Raw genomic sequence first — 14,402 nt, 5'->3', positions numbered from 1 at the left:
GGGTGCCGGGGCTAGTCTGCGGGCATGACCGAGCCGACGATCAGCCCGCGCGAGCCCCGGCCCGCCGACGCCTCCGCCCGACTGGCCGGCCGCTTCGAGGAGCACCGCGGGCATCTCCGGGCGGTGGCCTACCGGATGCTCGGCTCGCTGGCCGAGGCCGAGGACGCCGTGCAGGAGACCTGGCTGAGGCTGGACCGGGCCGGCGCCGACGGCGTGGACAACCTCGGCGGCTGGCTGACCACCGTCACCGGCCGGATCTGCCTCGACCTGCTGCGCTCCCGCACCGCCCGCCGCGAGGAGCCGATGACCGACACCTTCGTCCCCGACCCGGTGCTGCGGCCGCTGCCGCGCACCGACCCGGAGCAGGAGGCGCTGCACGCCGACTCCGTGGGCCTCGCCCTGCTGATCGTCCTGGAGAGGCTGGAGCCCGCCGAACGGCTGGCGTTCGTGCTGCACGACATGTTCGCCGTGCCGTTCGACGACATCGCCGCGATCGTGGAGCGCACCCCGGCCGCCACCCGGCAACTGGCCAGCCGCGCCCGGCGCCGGGTGCGCGACGCGACCCCCGCTGCCGATCCCGACCTCGGGCGGCAGCGCGCGGCCCTGGACGCCTTCCTCGCCGCCAGCCGCGCCGGGGACTTCGAGGGGCTGCTCGCCGTCCTCCATCCCGACGTGGTGCTGCGGGCCGACGCGGGCGCCGCCCTGTCCAAGCTGGTGCGCGGCGCCCGCGCGGTGGCCGAACAGGCGCGGCTGTACCGGCGCGGCCCGGCCTTCGAGGTGCGGACGGTCGTGGTCAACGGGACGGCCGGCGTGCTCGCCGTGCGCGAGGGGCGGCCGGAGTCGGTCCTCACCGTCACCGTCGTCGACGGCCGGATCACCGGCCTGTACATCCTGGCCGACCAGGACCGGCTGGCCCGCCTGGCCCTGCCCGGCCTGGACACCTGACCGGGGGTCGAACTGCCGTTCCGTATGCTGGCGGCATGCGAGACGACACGGCGGACCTGGCCGGACTGCGCGGCGACTGCGCCCGGTGCTTCGGGCTGTGCTGCGTGGCCCTGCCGTTCGCCGCGTCGTCGGACTTCGCCCTCGACAAACCGGCCGGGCGGCCCTGTCCGAACCTCGGCGACGACCACCGCTGCGGCATCCACGGCCGACTGCGGCAGCGGGGCTTCAGCGGCTGCACGGTCTACGACTGCTTCGGCGCCGGGCAGCGCGTCTCCCAGGTCACCTTCGGCGGCCGGGACTGGCGCGCCGGCCCGCCCGGTCGGCTCCGCCGCATGACCGAGGTGTTCCCGGTCGTCCGCCAGTTGCACGAGCTGCTGCGGTACCTGACCGAGGCGCTGACCCTGCCCGCCGCCCGGCCCGTCCACGCCGACCTGCGCCGGATGCGGGAGCGCACCGAACGGCTGGCCTCCGGCACCCCTGAGGAACTGGCCGCGCTGGACGTGCCCGCGCACCGGCAGGAGGTCGACGTCCTGCTGCTGCGCACCAGTGAGCTGGCCCGTGCCGGGGCGCGCGGCCGGAAGAAGAACCGCCGGCGCGCCGATCTGCTGGGCGCCCGCCTCAAGGGCGCCGACCTCAGCGGCGCCGACCTGCGCGGGGCCTGTCTCATCGCCGCCGACCTCACCGGCGCCGATCTGCGCGGCGCGGACCTGATCGGCGCGGACCTGCGGGACACCGACCTGACGGACGCCGACCTCACGGGCGCGTTCTTCCTGACCCAGCCCCAGGTCACCGCCGCCCGGGGCAGCGCCGGCACCCGCCTGCCGGGGTCAGTCACCCGCCCGGTGCACTGGACAGCGGCCGGCTGACCCCTCCGCCCCGCCTCCCCGCACGGGCACGACGGACCGCCACGCCTCCGGCGCCCCGGTCGCCGCGGCCCCGGCCGCCCGGGACGTCCTGGGCGCCCGCCGCTCCGGCCGCAGCCGCAGCCCGTCCGGCATCAGCGTCAGGCGCTCCGTCACCCGCAGCCGGTATTCCGGGTCGGCCCGCAGGTCGTACCGGCGCAGCAGCAGGCCGAGGACGAGCGTCGCCTCGTGCAGCGCGAACTGCCGCCCGATGCACGCCCGCGCCCCCGTCCCGAACGGCTTGAACGTGTGCGGGGCCCGCGACCGCGCCGCCCGCGCCTCGAACCGGTCCGGGTCGAACTCCTCGGCGTCCGGCCCCCACACCTCCGGGTCCCGGTGCAGCATCGGCGTGAGGACCATCGCCCACGCCCCCCGCCGCATCGGGTGGACCCCGCCGAGCACGGTGTCCTCGCGGGCCTCCCGGGCGAAGGCCGGCGCGGTCGGCCACAGCCGCAGCGCCTCGTCCAGCACCCGGCGCACGTACCGCAGTTTCGCCACTTGCTCGTAGCCCGGCACCGCCGTGTCGCCCCACACCCGGTCCACCTCCGCGCGGGCGCGGTCGGCCACCTCGGGGTGCCGGGAGAGGTAGTGCAGCGCGAAGGAGAGCGCGCCCGAGGTGGTCTCGTGCCCGGCGACCAGGAAGGTGATGACCTGCCGGCGGACGTTCTCGGACGACAGCCGCTCCCCGGTGACCGGATGCGCGGTGTCCAGCATCCGGTCGAGCAGGTCGCCGTCGCCGCGGCCGGGGCGCCGGCCGGAGCGGCGGTCCTGGACCAACGCGTCGACGGTGCGGTTGAGATGGGCCATGTCGGCCGCGTTGCGCCGGTGCGCCCGGCGCAGCAGATACGGCGCGAGCGGCGCGGGCACGGTGTTGCGCCGCTGCGCGTAGGCGAGGACGCCCACCATCGCGGTCACGAACGGGTGCGGCCGGGTCCGCTCGAAGGACCCGAAGTCGTGCCCGAACCCGGTGCGCGCGATGGTCTCCAGCGTCAGCTTCGTCATGTCGCCGGGCACGTCCACGCTCTCTCCGGCCGCCGCCGCCCGGTCCCAGTGCGCCGTGAGCCGCCCGGCCACGTCCAGCATCATCGGGTGGTAGCCCGCCATCGCCTCGCGGCTGAACCCGGGGGCCAGCACGTCGTGCGCGAGCTGCCAGTTGGGCTCGTGGTTGTACGCGGTGAACAGCCCGTCCCCGGCGACGGGCCGCAGGTTGGCCACGCCCAGGCCGACGTGCTTGGCGAACCGCGACTCGTCCGCGAGGTCGGCGGCGAGCGCGGCGCCCCACACGAACACGAACTCGTTGCCGAAGGCCCGCCGCCGGAATATCGGGCCCAGGCTCCGGGCGTACCGCAGCGTGTCCTGCACCGGGGTGGCCCGGTCCGCGCCCCGCACGTCCCCGAGCAGCGGCAGCCGGTGCGGCGGGTGGGGTATTCGGTGCAGTTCGGGCCAGCCCCGCTCGGCGCTGCGGAACCCCTTCGGCAGTCCGTTGCTCGTCTCCGCCATGACGCGATCTCCGTTGTAGGTGGGCGAGTCGTCCCTGAACGTGCGCGTGTTGTACGTGGATTCAATAGCGGACCCCAGTCTCGTCCGGCGGCCGAACCGGCGTCAAGTAAGGTGCGGGCATGGCCGCCGATCAGGGTGAGCGCACGCGCCGCCGGCTCAGCACCGCCGAACGCCGGGAGCAACTGCTCACGGTGGGGGCGCGGTTGTTCTCGGAGCGTCCGTACGACGAGGTCTGGATCGAGCAGGTCGCCGAGATCGCCGGTGTCTCCCGGGGGCTGCTGTACCACTACTTCCCGACCAAGCGGGACTTCTTCGCGGCGGTCGTCGAGCGCGAGAGCGAGCGGATGCTGCGGATGACCGCGGCCGTGCCCGGCGTCCCGGTGCGCGAGCAGCTCACCGGCGGGCTGGACGCGTATCTGCGGCACGTCGAGGCGCACGCGCACGGCTACCGCGCCTTCCACCGCGCCGACGCGGCCGGGGACCGGGCGGTGCGCGGGGTCTACCGGCGGGCGCTGGCCGTGCAGCAGCGGCAGATCCTCTCCGCGCTCGCCGCCGACCCGGAGTTCGGCCCGGTTCTCGCCGAGCGGCCCGAGGTGAGCCTGGCCGTGCGCGGCTGGCTGGCCTTCACCACCGCGGTCTGCCTGGAGTGGCTGCGCGCGGGGGAGTTGACGCGCGACGAGGTGCGCGACCTGTGCGCCCGCGCGCTGCTGGGGGCCATCGCGCGCTGAGCGGCTCGTGCGGAACGCGGGGCGTGGTTGGCGCATGCCCGGATCTCCGATAGGTTAGGTGAGGCTTACCTAATAATGGAGGTTGGGATGGGTGACGGCCAGGGTGACGGCCAGACCTGGACGGCGGCGCCCGCCGCGGCGGAACGCGCCCGGTCGGTGATCGCCGCCGCGTGGTCCTGCGCGGTGACGGCGGAGAGCGGCCGGGAGGAGTTCGTCGGCGCGCACAGCGTGGCCGACGACGGCCGGGTGCTGCTGCGGGTGGCGCGGGACAGCAGGCTGCTCGCCACGGCCGTCTGCGCGCCTCGGGGGGAGCCGTCGGCCGTCCTGGAGTTCGCCGACGTGGCACCCGTCCCGGTGCGCGACCGGATTCGGGCCCGGCTCTGGCTGGCCGGCAGGCTGGCCGTGGAGGAGGGCCGGCTGGCCTTCGAGCCCGCGCGGCTGGTGCTGCGGCAGTCCTCCGGGGCGGTGGTGATCGGCCGTGCGGAGTTCGCCGCCGCCGCGCCCGATCCGCTGGCCGCCGCCGAGGCCCGGCTGCTGACCCACCTCGCCGACTGCCACGGCGACGCCGTGGAGCGGCTCACCCGGCTCGTCGGCCCCGCGAGCCTGCACGGCGCGGTCCGGGTGCGGCCCCTCGCCGTCGACCGCCACGGACTGACGCTGCGCGTCGAACGGGCCCGCGCCCACGGCGACGTACGCCTGCCGTTCCACCGGCCCGCCGACGACCTCGCGCAGCTCAGCGAGCGCGTCCATGTGCTGCTCGGCCAGGCGGGCGCCGCCGCCCGCCCCCGCGCCCTGCACCGGCAGCGCGCCGAAGGCGACGGCTGACCCGGACACCCCGCCGCCCACGGGGGCGGCTACCACTCACCGTCCCGCACCGGCTGCCCCGGCGCGTCCCCCAGCGGACGCACCTGCTCGGGCGCCGGCTGCTGCCACGGCTCGTGGTCGTCGCCGAGCCAGTCGCCGACCGGGGCGACGCCCGTCAGGGGGTCCGCCGGGGCGAGGTCGGCGGCGGTGTCGTCGTAGTAGTCGAACCAGGGCAGTCCGGCCCGGGTGTACGCCGCGCGGTCCACGGGGGACGGCGGGGGCTCCTCGCCGGTGATGCGCCGCCACTCGGGCGGTGTCACCAGGTGGACGAAGACCCGGCCCGCCGGCCGCTGGGCCCAGTCCGCGGCCGGCCGGTCGTCGCGGTACACCTCCTGCCGCATGGTCCCGCCGGCGCCCAGCCCCATGGCCGCCGCGCCCCGGGGGGCGGCGGCCGGTGCCGAGGCCGGCGGGGAGGTCCCCGGGCCGCCGGCCGTCCGGTACCGGCCGTGCCCCGTGCGCCGCCGCGCCGCGCGCCAGCGGGCCAGCGCCGAGTCGTCCAGCGGGAACGACCGGAGCTGTACGCCGCCCCAGGTCTCCTCGCCGGTGACCTGGCCCTCGACGGTGGCGCCGAGCCCCAGCGGCACGGCCACGAACTGGCGGACCGTGCCGGTGCCGGAGTTGATGCCGTCCAGCCAGGGCTGGCGGGGGAGCACCACGTAGTTCTGCGGGTCCCGGCAGAGCCGGTCGCTCCAGGGCCGGCCGGAGACCGCGCACACCTTGCCGACCCCGACCTGGAGCGCGGCGGGCTCGGTGGTGCCCGCGAAGCTCAGCCACATCGCCTCGCGCAGGTACACCGGCAGCAGGACACCGCCGCGCGCCCGCCAGGACCCGGGCACGGTGTCCGCGAAGTCCGCGACCCGGCGCACCGGGAACTCGCCGAGCCCCGGTGGCAGCGGATGCGTCCCCGTCCCAGGCAGCCGCAGGGTGCGGACGAACCGCACCGCCACGCCGCCCGGCAGGCGCAGTGTGTTCCCGTCGATCCGCACGACGCTGTCACTCATCGACGCCCCCGGTGTCCGCGTCCTGGTTCCGGACGGACCGCGTGCCGGCGGCCCCTTCCGTCAGGGACGCCGGCCGCCGGCCTTCCGGTTCCGCTGCCGCAGCCGCCGCAACCGCCGTACCGGCCGCAGGCGGTCCCGCAGCCGGGTCAGCCGGGGCAGCCGCTCGCGCAGTTCCCGGGTGTGCCGGTCCAGTTCCTCCAGCAGCCGGCGGGAGCGGTGTTCGGTGTCCATCTCGTCGAGGATGCGGTTGACCTCGGTCAGCACCGCGCCGTAGAGCTGCCAGTACCGGTCGTCGTGCCGGACCTCCTCCAGCAGCAGCCGGGCGAGCCGGTCCCGGGTGGCCGCGGCCTGCCGCAGTTCGGCGGAGAGCCGTTCCTCCGCCGACTCGGCGTTCTCGCTGACGCTGGTGGTGACCAGGACCGCGAAGCTGACCACGGCGTCGGCGATCTCGCCGAGCAGTTGCTCCAGAGCGGCGCCGGTCTCCGACGCGAACAGCGGTTCCGGCTCGCGCTCCTTGGCCAGGTCGGTCAGGGTGCGGGCGAGGACGCGCAGGACGACCGTGCAGATCTCCAGCGTGTCCAGGCCGGTGCGCAGCACCACCCGGTGCAGCAGTCCCTCGCGCACCCGGGGGTTGAACCGCAGGCTGTCCTCGGCCTGCCGCAGGTCCTCGTCGACCTCGGCGATGTCGTGGTCGAGCTGGCGCGCCTCGTGCAGCCGGGCCGCCGCCTCGTGGAACGCGGTCCGCTCGGCCGCCTCCTCGCCGACCCGCAGCATGAGCTGCCGCACCCGCCGGGCCAGCCCCTCGATCGACTCGCCCGCCTGCTCCACCCACACCGGGGGCGCGAGGACCAGGTTGAAGGCGAGTCCGACGATGGCGCCGATCAGGGTCTCCACCACCCGGGCCCACGCCAGCGCCCCGTGCGCGGTCACCCCGAGCACCAGCATCGCGCTGATCGCCACCTCGGCCGTGAACTCGTGCGCCCGCACCAGATGGCCCACGCCCAGGGCGGCGAGGATGATCAGCGCCAGGCTCCACCAGCTCAGGCCCACCACCTCGCTGAAGGCGATGGCGACCAGCACACCGGCCACCACCGCGTTCACCCGGCGGATGCTCATCTTGAGCGTGGCGTACAGGGTGACCTGCACGACCAGCAGGGCGGTCAGGGGGGCGGTGAGCGGGGCCGGCTCCGGGCTCAGCCGCACGGCGATCACATAGGCGATCGAGGCCGCGGCGGCCGAGCGGACCGCCTGCACCACCACAGGGTCCCGGTGCGCTTTGCGCACCGACCGGGCGAAGGACACCGAGCTCTCACGTACATCCAGCATTCTCGGCTCTGTTCCCCTTCCCCAGGTGCATCGAACGTACAGCGACAGAACGGACGCTAACCGCACAACTCTTCCCCGCCCCGCTCCCACGCGGGGGCTCCTAGGAGGTGAGCTTGTCCAGGAAGCCGGAGAGGTTGGCCGTGGTGCGGGCGATCTGTTCCTCCAGGGTGAGGCTCTCCTCGAAACGGCCGCCCGCCTCGGGGGACTTCTTGCCGCGCAGGTAGAGGGGGCAGGCGAGGTCGGTGCACATGTAGAGGCCGACCGAGTTGCCCTCGCGGCCGGCCGGGCCGGCCTTGCGGGCGGTCATGAGGGAGACGCCGCCGCGCGGATGGGTGGTCAGGCACAGGGCGCACATGCTGCGGTGCAGGAAGCCGGGCCGGGCGGGCTGGAAGCGCAGGGCCACGCCGACGAGGCGGCCACCGAGGTCGGCGACCAGATAGCTGTGATCGGGGGCGCCGGGGTCGCGCCAGCCGAGGAAGTCGAGGTCGCCCCAGGGGCGTTCGTCCAGGTCGCGGGGGATGTTCACGCGCTTGGCCTCGCCCTTCGAGCAGTTGATGAACGAGGTGCGGATGTCCTGCTCGGTGAGGGGTTTCACGGGGGCTCCTGACGGGACGGAACGGCAACCTAGGACTCCTAGGTACTCGCCTATGGTAGGTAGCCCCGTGGGGGAGTGGCCAACAGTTTTTCCGATCCAGCTTAGTTCAGGGTGTGAATTAAGCGCCGGGGAAAGTCGTGGCGGGCCGCCCCCGTTGGGTATCTTGCAGGCCGGGCACGGCGGGAGGAGCCACATGGCGGCGGGGCGGAACGGGCGCACGGTACGCGACCTCAGAAGGGCGAACCGCACGGCCGTCCTCCAGCGGCTCTACTTCGACGGCCCCCTCAGCCGCTTCGAACTCGGCCCGGCGACCGGGCTCAGCTCGGGCTCCGTCAGCAACGTCGTCGCCGACCTGGCCGCCGACGGACTGGTCGAGGAGGCCGGCAGTGTCGGCTCCGACGGCGGCCGGCCCCGCACGCTGCTGCGGGTCGCCCCGGGCAGCGGCCACATGATCGGCGTGGACGTCGGCGAGACCCGGGTCCGTGTCGAACTCTTCGACCTCACCCTCACCGAACTCGCCCGCGCCGAACGCCCCCTCGCCCCCCAGCGCTACGACGTCGACGTCGTCGTCGGCCACATCCGCGACGGCATCGCCGAGGTGCTCGCCGCCGCCGACCTCGCCCCCGAGCACCTGCTCGGCGCCGGGATCGGCGTCCCCGGCATCGTCGAGCACACTCCCGACCGGGGCGCCGTCGTGCACGGGCAGACCATCGGCTGGGACGCCGTGCCCCTGGAGGCGCTGCTGCGCGCCCGCTCCCCGCTGCCCGACTCCGTCCCCTACCTCATCGACAACGGCGCCAAGACCCTCGGCCAGGCCGAGATGTGGTTCGGCGCCGGGCGCGGCGCCCGCAACGCCATCGTCGTCCTGTTCGGCTCCGGCGTCGGCGCCTGCCTGGTCACCCCCGAGGTGGAGCACGGCCGGGCGGTCGAATGGGGGCACCTGACCGTACGGGTCCGGGGCCGCCGCTGCCGGTGCGGCGCCCTCGGCTGCCTGGAGGCGTACGCGGGCGCCGAGTCCCTGCTCGCCCGCTGGCACGAGGAGGGCGGCCGGGTCCCCGACGGCACCGACGAGGAGACGGCGCTGACCGCCATGCTCGCCGCCGCCTACCCGCCCGGCGACGCCGAACCCGACCCGGTGGCGCTCGCCGTCCTCGACGAGACCGCCGAGTACCTGGGGGCCGGCCTGTCCGACCTGATCAACCTCTTCCAGCCCGAGCGCATCCTGATCGGCGGCTGGGCCGGCCTCCAGCTCGGCACCCGCTTCCTGCCGGCGGTACGCCGCCACGCCCTGTCCTACGCGCTGCGCCACCCCGCCGAGAAGGTCACCGTCGACCTGGGGCGGCTCGGCCCCGACGCGGTGACCGTCGGCGCCGCGATCCTGCCGCTGGCCGGCTTCTTCAACCGGGGCGGCCGGCGCCCGGAACCCGCGCCGCAGTACCCCGTGCCCGCGTGGCGCACCGCGCTCCAGGAGCGGGCGCCGCACTGAGGTTTCACCGGGGTCGCGGGAGGTACCCGAAGTCGCTCGTCCGGCACCCGACCGGGCGGGACGTACCACAGCAGGAGGGAGACGCCGTGACCGACCACCGCGCCGAGGGACCCGGCGAGAACGGTGCCCCCGTGCCGCGCGACCTGCCGGACCAGCAGGCCGACGCGGGCGAGGACCCCTGGGACGTCGCTCCCGGCCTCGCCGCCCGGGGTGACGCCGGGGCGGACGAGGACGAGGACGGTCCCGACACCGACGTACCCGACACGGACGAGGCGGGGACCGGCCGGCAGGGCGCGCCGCACGCGAGCGCGGCCAACCCCGACCAGCCCGTGCCCGACGAGCCCTCCGCCTGACAGCGCCGGCCCGGAGCCGCCGCGGGAGACCGGCCCACCGACCGGCCCGCGGCGGCTCCGTCGCGTTTCGCCCCGGCGCCTCCGTCGCGTTCCCGCCCCACCGTCCGGCCCGGCGGCGGCTCTGTCGCGTTCCCGGCCCGTCATGCCGCGGCCCGGCGGCGGCTCCCTCGCGTTCGTGGCCCGCCATCCCGCGGCCCCCGAGGCGGCTCCTCGCGGGTTCAGCCCACCTTGCGGCCCCGCAGCGGCTCCGTCGCGGCGCCGGCGCCCTGCTGGAACCCCTTCAGGAACTCCTCCAGGACCTCCTCGGCCGTGCGCTCCGGCCGCCAGCCCAGCTCGGCACGTGCGCGCGTGCAGTCCATCAGCGGCAGCCGCAGCACCGCGTCGAACAGGTGCGGGGAGGCGGGCAGCAGCCGCAGGCCCCACGCCGCGGCGATCGCCGTACGCACCGCCGAACGGGGCAGCTTCACCCGCCGCGGGGTGCCGACCAGCTCGCCCAGCATCCGGGCGTCGACCGGCGGCTCGGCCGCCAGGTTGTACGGGCCCCGCGCGTCCTCGGTGCGCACCGCGAGCCGGTACGCGTTCGCCGCGTCGTCGGTGTGCAGCGCCTGCATCCGCAGCCCCGGGATGTCCGGCAGGAACGGCAGCAAGTCCGGACGGGCCAGCGGCCCCGGCAGGTACTTGCCGCCGAAGATCCGGCGCTGCTCGCTCGCCGACGCCCGCTTGAACAGGAACGCCGGGCGCATCCGCACCACCCGGACCCCCGGGTGGTCCCGCTCGAAGACGTCCAGGGAGCGCTCCAGGTACGCCTTCTCCCGGCAGTACGCGGCGTCCGGCCAGCCGTGCGTCGGCCAGGACTCGTCGACCGCGCGGTCCTTCGGCCCCGGCGAGTACGCGCCCACCGACGAGGCGTGCACCAGTACCGGAACCCCGGCCGCGGCCACCGCCTCGAAGACCCGCAGCGACCCCAGGACGTTCGTCCGCCAGGTCGTCACCGGATCGTGGGTGGGCTGGAACGCCCACGCCAGATGGATCACGGCGTCGGCCCCCGAGAACAGCCCGACCAGATCGGCCGGCTCGGCGGCCAGGTCGACCGCGGCCCACTCCGTCTTCGCCGGCGACCACTCGGGGACCCGCCGGGCCAGGCCCAGCACCGAGCCGACGCCGGCTTCCTCGGAGAGGAGCCGCACCACACTCGTGCCCACGTTGCCGGTGGCCCCCGTGACCACGACCCTGCTGCCCGTCGCGCTGCTCACCATCCGCTCCTCTCGGCCGCTCTCCCCGTGGGGCGAGGCCCCCGGGTACCCCGCACGCGGCCCGCGCAAGCGGACTCCACCCGGCTCCCGGGTCTCCCGACCCGCACCGGGGCAGAAAAGAGCCCCGACCGGGACGGGGGAATCGCGGTCGGGGCGGCTCAGGTGTGGGCGCGGACGGCGGTCGCCTCTCGGCGAGACGCTCCACAGGGCTTCAGCCGGACGATCGTCCCTGTGGGCAGAAGGTGAGGCCCGGGGACACTGTCCCGTCCGCACCCACGATGGTCTCAACGGAGCGGGACCTCCCGATGTTCCGCGCTTCGTCCCGATACGGGGTGATCCGCGTCACTTGCCTCGGCGGAGTCGTCGGGAGGCAGGATCTCCGCCCAGATGTTCTCGGCCTGGAGCAGCAGGGAGCCGAGCACGGCGGTCGGCGCGGCGCCCCGCCCGGCGTGCTCCCGCAGCCCCTCCTGGAGCCGCTCGTGGAGATCCTCCAGGACCGCCGGGTCCGCCCGGCCGGGCCGGTCCTCGCCGGCCGTGCCCGCCAGGCGAGGACCGCCGGGTCCGCCCGGCCGGGCCGGTCCTCGCCGGCCGTGCCCGCCAGGCGGTCGGCCTCCCCGTGGCAGGCGTCGCCGATCAGCTCCAGCAGGCGCGCGTAGAGCCGCAGGACCGGGCCCTCGGGCGGGGCGGGCGTGCGGTGTTCGTCGACCGTCACGGCGAGGGTCCGGGTGAGCGCGGTGACCTGCCCGGTGACGCGGCTCCAGCGCAGGTCCTCGTCCTCCGGCGGCACGGTGGGCGTCGGCGGCACCCGGTGCAGGGCGCGCAGCGGGGCGTAGGTGAGGCGCAGGCTCTCCCGGCTCCAGGCGCGGGCCGACTCCAGCGCGTCGAGCCGGCGCTGGAGCCGCGCCGCCCCGTCGGACCAGTCGGCGGCGGTCTGCGCGTCCCAGTCCTCCTCGCGCAGGCCCCCGGCGATGTCCCGCAGGACGTCGCCGGTGTCCCGGACCAGCGCGACCAGGTTCTCCCGGACGTCCCGCAGGTGGATCGGCGGCAGCACCAGCGCGTTGACGGCCACCCCGATGAACGCGCCGAGCGCCGCCTGCGCCAGCCGGTGCCCGACCGCCGACTCCGAGACGGCCCCGGAGGCCAGGGTGAACACGGCGGTGGTGGCGGCGTAGACGCCCTGGGCGCCCAGGCGCGACCAGTTGGCGAGCAGCATCAGCGGCGGCAGGCACAGGGCGAGCGCGCCGGTGGTGTCGTCGGTGACCGCCTGCGCTCCGGACGCCATCAGGGTGCCCACGCACATCGCGGCGAACTGCTGCGCGGCCTGCCGTACCGAGCTGTAGACGGTGGCCTGCACCAGCACCACCGCCACCCAGGGCGCCATCAGCGCCATCGGGTCGCCCATCCAGACGCCCGCCACGCACCAGGCGAGCAGCCCGGCCGCGGCCGCCTTCAGCGACTGCTTGACCAGGTCGCGTTCGCGTCCCGGCGCCCGCCAGGCGGCCCGGACGGCCTGTCCCACCGCGTACGTCTCCCGCCGTGCCGCGTCCCTCATCCGCGCGGCTGCGTCCCTCACGTCCGTCATGCCGTGCCGGGTATCCGCAAGATCGGCGTCGTCACGCGAAGGGGCCGCCGGCCAGGTCCGCCAGCAGCGCGGCGGGACCGTCGTAGACCGCGTCTGCGCCCGCGTCGACCAGGTCGGCGCGGGGGATGCCGCCGCACAGCACGCCCACGCAGCGCACCCCGGCCGCGCTGCCCGCGCGCATGTCCCAGACCGTGTCGCCGACGAACACCGCCCGCTCGGCGGGCACCCCGGCCAGCTCCAGGGCGTGCTGGACCGGCTCGGGCGCGGGCTTGCCGGCGTCGACGTCGTCGGCGCTGGCGGTCGCGGTGATGGCGTCGTCGGCGTCGATGGCCCGGCGCAGCGCGCCCAGCTCCGCGCCGCCCGCCGAGGTGGCCAGCACCACCTTCCAGTCGTCGGCGGCCAGACGGCGCAGCAGTTCCCCGGCGCCCGGCAGGGCGGGCAGCCGGTCGAAGTACTGCCCGTACAGCGCCTTGTGCGCGGCGCTGAGCCGGTCGTCCTGGCCGGTGTCGCGGTCCTCGCCCAGCAGGTGGGCGATCAGGTCGGTGGAGGGCAGTCCCACGGCCCGGTGGACGGCGTGCATGGGCACCTGGTGCCCGGCCTGCCGGAACGCCTCCCACCAGGCCGTGACATGCAGGTGGTTGGTGTCGACCAGGGTTCCGTCGACGTCGAACACGGCGGCCCGTTCCATGCACCGATCCTTTCCTCGTGCCTCGATCGTCCGTCGGGTACCACGTCAGCGCCCGCTCACGCCGGCCGGTGTGCGGCCCTCCCGGGTCCAGGCCAGCAGGTCGTCCAGGGGCCAGGTGGTGACCACCCGGTCCGGTTCCACCCCGCACTCCTCGGCCCGCGCGCAGCCGAGGATCTGCCAGTCCAACTGGCCCGGCGCGTGCGCGTCGGTGTCGATCGAGAACAGCGTGCCCGCGGCCACCGCCCGCCGCAGCAGTCGCCGCGGCGGGTCCAGCCGCTCGGGCCGGCTGTTGATCTCCACGGCGGTGCCGCTCTCCGCGCACGCCGCGAACACCGCCTCCGCGTCGAACTCGGACTCCGGCCGCCCCCGCCCGGTCACCAGCCGCCCGGTGCAGTGCCCGAGCACGTCGGCGTGCGGATCGCGTACGGCGGCCACCATGCGGCGGGTCATCGAGCGGGCGTCCATCCGCAGCTTGGAGTGCACGGACACCACCACCACGTCGAGCCGCTCCAGCAGCTCGGGCTCCTGGTCGAGCGAGCCGTCCTCCAGGATGTCGCACTCGATACCGGTCAGCAGCCGGAACGGCGCCCAGGTCTCGTTCAGCCGGGCCACCACGTCGAGCTGCTCGCGGAGCCGCTCGGGGGACAGGCCGCGCGCCACGGTGAGCCTGGGGGAGTGGTCGGTCAGCGCCGCCCACTCGTGCCCGAGGGCCGCCGCGGTCCGCCCCATCTCCGCGATCGGACTGCCGCCGTCCGACCAGTCCGAGTGCAGGTGGCAGTCGCCGCGCAGCAGGGCCCGCAGGCGCTCACCGCCCTCGGTCACCGGGGCGCCCGCCTCGCCCTCCAGCTTCTCCAGATAGCCCGGCACCTCTCCGGCCAGCGCCTCCCGCACCACCTGGGCCGTCTTCGGACCCACCCCTTTCAGCGACTCCAGCGAACCGGCGTCCGCCCGCTGCCGCACCTCGTCCGCGGACAGCCCGGACAGCACCCGGCCCGCCGTCCGGAACGCGCGGACGCGGTACGCCGGTGCCAGGGACCGCTCCAGCAGGAACGCGATCCGGTCCAGCGCCTCGACGGGGTCCATCGGATGAGCCACCTCCTCGCCCCAGCGTCCCCCGGCCCCGGCCCGGTCGCACGGCGGGGGCGGTGTCCCCCGTGGTTTGCCGGTACCTCGCCCGGG

General features: G+C 75.6%; 13 protein-coding genes and 1 pseudogene. 6 read left to right on the top strand and 8 right to left on the bottom strand.

Annotated elements, in window-relative coordinates:
- The first annotated feature begins 24 nt into the window (after nucleotides 1-24).
- Together ACFY32_RS23265 and ACFY32_RS23260 are read left to right on the top strand one after the other, a co-directional pair.
- Nucleotides 25-945 (top strand): sigma-70 family RNA polymerase sigma factor, encoded by a 921-nt coding sequence (locus ACFY32_RS23265; protein ID WP_359201674.1) that lies wholly within the window; start codon nucleotides 25-27, stop codon nucleotides 943-945.
- A 35-nt stretch (nucleotides 946-980) separates the two neighbouring features.
- Nucleotides 981-1,811 carry a pentapeptide repeat-containing protein gene (locus ACFY32_RS23260; RefSeq protein ID WP_359201676.1) on the top strand — a complete coding sequence of 277 codons (831 nt, stop codon included), beginning with the start codon at nucleotides 981-983 and terminating at the stop codon, nucleotides 1,809-1,811.
- Here ACFY32_RS23260 and ACFY32_RS23255 read toward each other — a convergent pair.
- Nucleotides 1,773-3,347, bottom strand: a complete 1,575-nt coding sequence (locus ACFY32_RS23255) for a cytochrome P450 (protein WP_359201678.1) — start codon at nucleotides 3,345-3,347, stop codon at nucleotides 1,773-1,775. The two genes, ACFY32_RS23260 and ACFY32_RS23255, sit on opposite strands and share 39 nt — an antisense overlap.
- A gap of 119 nt (nucleotides 3,348-3,466) precedes the next feature.
- On the opposite strand from ACFY32_RS23255, the gene ACFY32_RS23250 reads away from it, so the two are divergent.
- Nucleotides 3,467-4,075: a helix-turn-helix domain-containing protein gene (locus ACFY32_RS23250; RefSeq protein ID WP_359201680.1), complete on the top strand. Its 609-nt coding sequence runs from the start codon at nucleotides 3,467-3,469 to the stop codon at nucleotides 4,073-4,075.
- A gap of 87 nt (nucleotides 4,076-4,162) precedes the next feature.
- Nucleotides 4,163-4,900 (top strand): DUF2470 domain-containing protein, encoded by a 738-nt coding sequence (locus ACFY32_RS23245; protein ID WP_390675148.1) that lies wholly within the window; start codon nucleotides 4,163-4,165, stop codon nucleotides 4,898-4,900.
- A 29-nt stretch (nucleotides 4,901-4,929) separates the two neighbouring features.
- Here the strand turns inward: ACFY32_RS23245 and ACFY32_RS23240 are convergent, their stop codons facing one another.
- From ACFY32_RS23240 to ACFY32_RS23230, 3 genes are all read right to left on the bottom strand, one after another.
- Nucleotides 4,930-5,940: a hypothetical protein gene (locus ACFY32_RS23240; RefSeq protein ID WP_390675147.1), complete on the bottom strand. Its 1,011-nt coding sequence runs from the start codon at nucleotides 5,938-5,940 to the stop codon at nucleotides 4,930-4,932.
- Nucleotides 5,941-6,000: 60 nt separating this feature from the next.
- Entirely contained in the window at nucleotides 6,001-7,266 is a 1,266-nt protein-coding gene (locus ACFY32_RS23235; protein ID WP_390675146.1) for an aromatic acid exporter family protein, read from the bottom strand.
- Nucleotides 7,267-7,366: 100 nt separating this feature from the next.
- Entirely contained in the window at nucleotides 7,367-7,861 is a 495-nt protein-coding gene (locus ACFY32_RS23230; protein WP_390675145.1) for an FBP domain-containing protein, read from the bottom strand.
- Nucleotides 7,862-8,054: 193 nt separating this feature from the next.
- Between ACFY32_RS23230 and ACFY32_RS23225 the strand changes: the two genes are divergently transcribed.
- Both ACFY32_RS23225 and ACFY32_RS23220 read left to right on the top strand, forming a co-directional pair.
- Nucleotides 8,055-9,347, top strand: a complete 1,293-nt coding sequence (locus ACFY32_RS23225) for an ROK family protein (protein ID WP_390675144.1) — start codon at nucleotides 8,055-8,057, stop codon at nucleotides 9,345-9,347.
- Between the two features lie 86 nt (nucleotides 9,348-9,433).
- Entirely contained in the window at nucleotides 9,434-9,700 is a 267-nt protein-coding gene (locus ACFY32_RS23220) for a hypothetical protein (protein WP_359201692.1), read from the top strand.
- Between the two features lie 218 nt (nucleotides 9,701-9,918).
- Here ACFY32_RS23220 and ACFY32_RS23215 read toward each other — a convergent pair whose 3' ends face one another.
- The 4 genes and pseudogenes from ACFY32_RS23215 to ACFY32_RS23200 all read right to left on the bottom strand — a co-directional run bounded on the left by ACFY32_RS23215 (nucleotide 9,919) and on the right by ACFY32_RS23200 (nucleotide 14,306).
- The gene (locus ACFY32_RS23215; RefSeq protein WP_390675143.1) at nucleotides 9,919-10,953 is read right to left on the bottom strand and encodes an SDR family oxidoreductase; all 1,035 of its coding nucleotides are present in this window, start codon (nucleotides 10,951-10,953) and stop codon (nucleotides 9,919-9,921) included.
- Nucleotides 10,954-11,237: 284 nt separating this feature from the next.
- Nucleotides 11,238-12,505: pseudogene (locus tag ACFY32_RS23210) on the bottom strand (aromatic acid exporter family protein).
- A gap of 61 nt (nucleotides 12,506-12,566) precedes the next feature.
- Nucleotides 12,567-13,223 carry an HAD family hydrolase gene (locus ACFY32_RS23205; protein WP_359201698.1) on the bottom strand — a complete coding sequence of 219 codons (657 nt, stop codon included), beginning with the start codon at nucleotides 13,221-13,223 and terminating at the stop codon, nucleotides 12,567-12,569.
- A gap of 45 nt (nucleotides 13,224-13,268) precedes the next feature.
- The gene (locus ACFY32_RS23200) at nucleotides 13,269-14,306 is read right to left on the bottom strand and encodes a PHP domain-containing protein (RefSeq protein ID WP_390675142.1); all 1,038 of its coding nucleotides are present in this window, start codon (nucleotides 14,304-14,306) and stop codon (nucleotides 13,269-13,271) included.
- Nucleotides 14,307-14,402 lie beyond the last annotated feature (96 nt).

The organism is Streptomyces sp. NPDC000134 (genome assembly GCF_042899225.1).
Classification (GTDB): domain Bacteria; phylum Actinomycetota; class Actinomycetes; order Streptomycetales; family Streptomycetaceae; genus Streptomyces.
Note: the sequence above shows the minus strand (reverse complement) of the source record. Positions and strands in the feature narration are given on the sequence as shown.